The organism is Magnetococcales bacterium (assembly GCA_015231925.1).
In the GTDB taxonomy this organism is placed as follows: Bacteria; Pseudomonadota; Magnetococcia; order Magnetococcales; family JADGAQ01; genus JADGAQ01.
Genome location: JADGAQ010000306.1, coordinates 1 through 3,214 on the forward strand (window position 1 = coordinate 1; position 3,214 = coordinate 3,214).

Here is a 3,214-nt window from a genome sequence, read left to right on the forward strand (position 1 = left end):
CGGCCTCCCTGTTCGTGGTGATGCAGGTGGTCCAGGATGAACTGGAAAAGGCTCAGGAGGTGATGGGAGCCTTGGGAAGGAACGGCCAATCGTGATGCTGGAGACCATGGTGTTCTGCGACCCGCATCAAGTGGAAGCATCCTGGAAAGCCGATGAATCAAACCTTGAGCCAGCAGAAACCGTTGCCGTAGCCGATCAGCTCTTTCCAGTCGGATCGACCGCCGAAAAACCGGACGAGGGTCGATGAGGTCGATTCCGCGTTCTCAAGCAGTTCATTGGTCCGGCATCGCTCCTCCCCGCTTTCCCAGGCCCGCACCAGCATGCCAACGAATTGTTTCTGCTTGTCGCCCCGGAAAACGAAGGGGCGTCCATGGACGGTCAGCGAACTGAAATCGTTGCTGTAATGGACAGGGGACGGATTTTGCCCGGGCATCACCCCGGTCAGCACACCATGAATCACCTCCAGGTCGATGGCGATGCCCGTTTTCTCCATCGACAGACAGTCGCGCAACGAAAGCACCCGGTGCCCTCCGGGAATCTCCAAATCCCAGGATAATCCCCGCGACGTGGTCAGCACCACCCCGGGCGGACGGCCCCGGCGGGTGCGCAGGGCTTCGACGCACTGCCGAAACACGTCGGATCGGGAGAGGCGTCTGCCGACCATGACCGTGGCCTTGCGTCCGCAAATCCTGGCCATCCCCAGTTCCCAGAGGTGGTTCGGCGCCAGGCAGTGGGGTTGCACCTCGTTCCCGAGACCCACCCCCTTGGCCACAAGACGCAACAACCAGTTCAGGTCCAGGTTATACGTCCTGAGATCCTCCTCCGGTATACCTGGCGGTCAACAAGGACACCGACGACCTTCACGCCGAGCGCCTCCAAGTCGACGGCGCGGAAGGGCTGCGCCTGCTGGCCAAGGCCGAACGGATCATCCGCGCCGAACGCCCGCCGATGCGGATCAGCACCGACCCCTCCTGGTACCAGTGCCGGATGTGCCATCACCACCCCTTCTGCCACGAAGGGGCCCCGGCGGAACGCAATTGCCGCACCTGCCTTCACTCCACCCCGGCGGAAATCGGCCTGTGGCTCTGTGGCCCTTCCGAACGGCTGATGGCCCTCGACGCCCAGAAGGCGGGCTGCGCCAAACACCTCTTCATCCCCGATCTGGTGGCGGGCAAGCAGGTCGACGCCGACCCCGCTGGGGGCTGGGTGGAATACCGCCTGCCGGACGGCTCCCTCTGGCGGGATGGAGGTGCGCCATGCTGACGCTGCGACCTTATCAGCGCGAGGCCCTCGACGCCATCTACCGCTATTTCGAGACCAGCACCGGCAATCCTCTGGTGGTGATCCCCACCGCTGGGGGCAAATCGCTCGTGATGGCCACTTTCATCCAGGAGGCGCTCCAGTTCTATCCCGACACCCGCATCCTGGTGGTGACCCACGTCCGCGAGCTGATCAGCCAGAACTTCTCCGAGTTGGTGAACCTCTGGCCGGAAGCCCCGGCGGGCATTCACAGCGCCGGGCTGAACAGCCGGGACACCGAGGCGCAGGTACTCTTCTGCGGCATCCAGTCGGTCCACAAGCGGGCTTACGACATCCAACGCTGCGATCTGGTTCTGGTGGACGAGGCCCATCTCATTCCCCGCAACTCCGACACCATGTACCAGCGTTTCCTGGGAGATCTCAAGCGCATCAACCCCTACATGAAGATCATCGGCCTCACCGCCACCCCGTATCGTCTGGACAGCGGCTTGCTGCATCAGGGCGAAGGCGCGCTCTTCGATGACATCGCCTACGAGGTGCCGGTGCGGGATCTGGTGGACCAGGGTTTTCTCGCCCCCCTGGTCAGCAAGCGCACCGACACCCAGTTGGACGTCTCCGGCGTCGGCACCCGGGGCGGGGAGTTCATCCCCGGCCAACTGGAGGCGGCGGTGGACATCCACCCATCCTGTTCCAGCAGGATGAGTTCGGCATGTTCCTCCAGGCCGCTGCCGACCGCAAGCGGAGTCCCCGCTACCTCACCGAGATTCTCGATCTGATGACCGAGATCCATTCCGCTGCCGGAACGGTCTTCCTGGGGCCGGAATACGGCGGCATCAAGGAGGCCAAGGACCGCAAGGATATCACCCAGCCCTGCCTCTGCATCTATGGCACCACGACGCCGGTACTCTTCTGGTCGGCCCTGAAGAGCGCCAATGTCGCCGACGGTTCCCTGGCCCGCTTCCTGATTCTCAAGACCAGGGAGGATTATCCAGAGCGCAACCGGAGCAATGCATCTCGCGATACGCCGCCCTCCCTGATCGCGTCCCTGAAGGCCCTGTCCGAAAGCGGCGGCAAGGGGAAAGGCAATCTGGAGGGAGTCACTACCAACGGAACCACCACGTTGCATCCTTCCGTCGTTCCCATGTCGCCGGAGGCCGTCGCCCTGTTTGAGGAACTGAACGTGGTCGTCACCGGCCAGCTTCATCGCAGCAAGGGATCGCTGTATTCCCCGATCCTCGCCCGGGTCTGGGAGCACGCCGCCAAGGTCGCTCTTATCCGGGCCGTTGCCGCCAACCCGTCCGCTCCGGTCATCCGTGGCGCGGATGCTGGATGGGCTATCGCCCTGGTGCGCCAAAGCGTCAACAGCATGATTCAGGAGGTGGAATATCACGTCGCCGACAATCTCACGGAGCAGAACCACAAGCGGGTTCTGGAGATCATTCGCACCGCCGGTCGCAGGGGGATCTCCAAGACCGTCCTAGGAACCAAGACCCGCTTTCTGACCCGCCGGGAACGCAACGAAATCATCGCCGAACTCGAGGAGGAAGAGGTCATCCGCTCGGCGCAGGTCCAGTCCGGCGGTCTGAAACCGATTACAGTTTATATGCTGGCTGCATTGGGGTGCAGTTCATAACATCATGATATATTAACGATATTTCAAGAAACTGTAAAACTGATTAAATTTCGGGGGTGCCTTATACATATACGCGGGCAGGTCATCTACCTCATGCGCATGCGATTCCTCTCCATAACACACGCGATGCAAAACAGGGATACCCTTATACAGTTTTACAGTTTATACAATTTATATATATTTTATATATTAATCAAATAGATAGAGAAGAGAATAAACTTCCGAGCCAATGCCGTTTTTGACAGTTTTGGCCGGGGAACCACCAACCGCAGAGCGACGGATCAGGGATCGGCCTCCCGCTCCATCGCCCTCACCCAACAT

Annotated in this window: 4 protein-coding genes; 3 read left to right on the forward strand and 1 reads right to left on the reverse strand. The window is 60.9% G+C overall.

The window, feature by feature from the left end:
* Positions 1-157 precede the first annotated feature (157 nt).
* Entirely contained in the window at positions 158-784 is a 627-nt protein-coding gene (locus tag HQL56_19140; protein ID MBF0311632.1) for a hypothetical protein, read from the reverse strand.
* A 164-nt stretch (positions 785-948) separates the two neighbouring features.
* Between HQL56_19140 and HQL56_19145 the strand changes: the two genes are divergently transcribed.
* The 3 genes from HQL56_19145 to HQL56_19155 are packed head-to-tail and all read left to right on the forward strand — an operon-like array spanning position 949 to position 2,893.
* Entirely contained in the window at positions 949-1,263 is a 315-nt protein-coding gene (locus tag HQL56_19145; protein ID MBF0311633.1) for a hypothetical protein, read from the forward strand.
* Positions 1,257-2,036, forward strand: coding sequence for a DEAD/DEAH box helicase family protein (locus tag HQL56_19150; GenBank protein ID MBF0311634.1), 780 nt, complete (start codon positions 1,257-1,259; stop codon positions 2,034-2,036). Before HQL56_19145 ends, HQL56_19150 begins: the two co-directional genes overlap by 7 nt.
* Positions 1,970-2,893 carry a hypothetical protein gene (locus tag HQL56_19155; protein MBF0311635.1) on the forward strand — a complete coding sequence of 308 codons (924 nt, stop codon included), beginning with the start codon at positions 1,970-1,972 and terminating at the stop codon, positions 2,891-2,893. The genes HQL56_19150 and HQL56_19155 overlap by 67 nt, the downstream gene beginning before the upstream one ends.
* Positions 2,894-3,214 lie beyond the last annotated feature (321 nt).

Excerpts from the sequence above, each read along its gene's own strand:
- HQL56_19145 (MBF0311633.1), top strand. The coding sequence starts at position 949 with ATGCGGATCAGCACCGACCCCTCCTGGTACCAGTGCCGGATGTGCCAT.
- HQL56_19150 (MBF0311634.1), top strand. The coding sequence starts at position 1,257 with ATGCTGACGCTGCGACCTTATCAGCGCGAGGCCCTCGACGCCATCTAC.
- HQL56_19155 (MBF0311635.1), top strand. The coding sequence starts at position 1,970 with ATGTTCCTCCAGGCCGCTGCCGACCGCAAGCGGAGTCCCCGCTACCTC.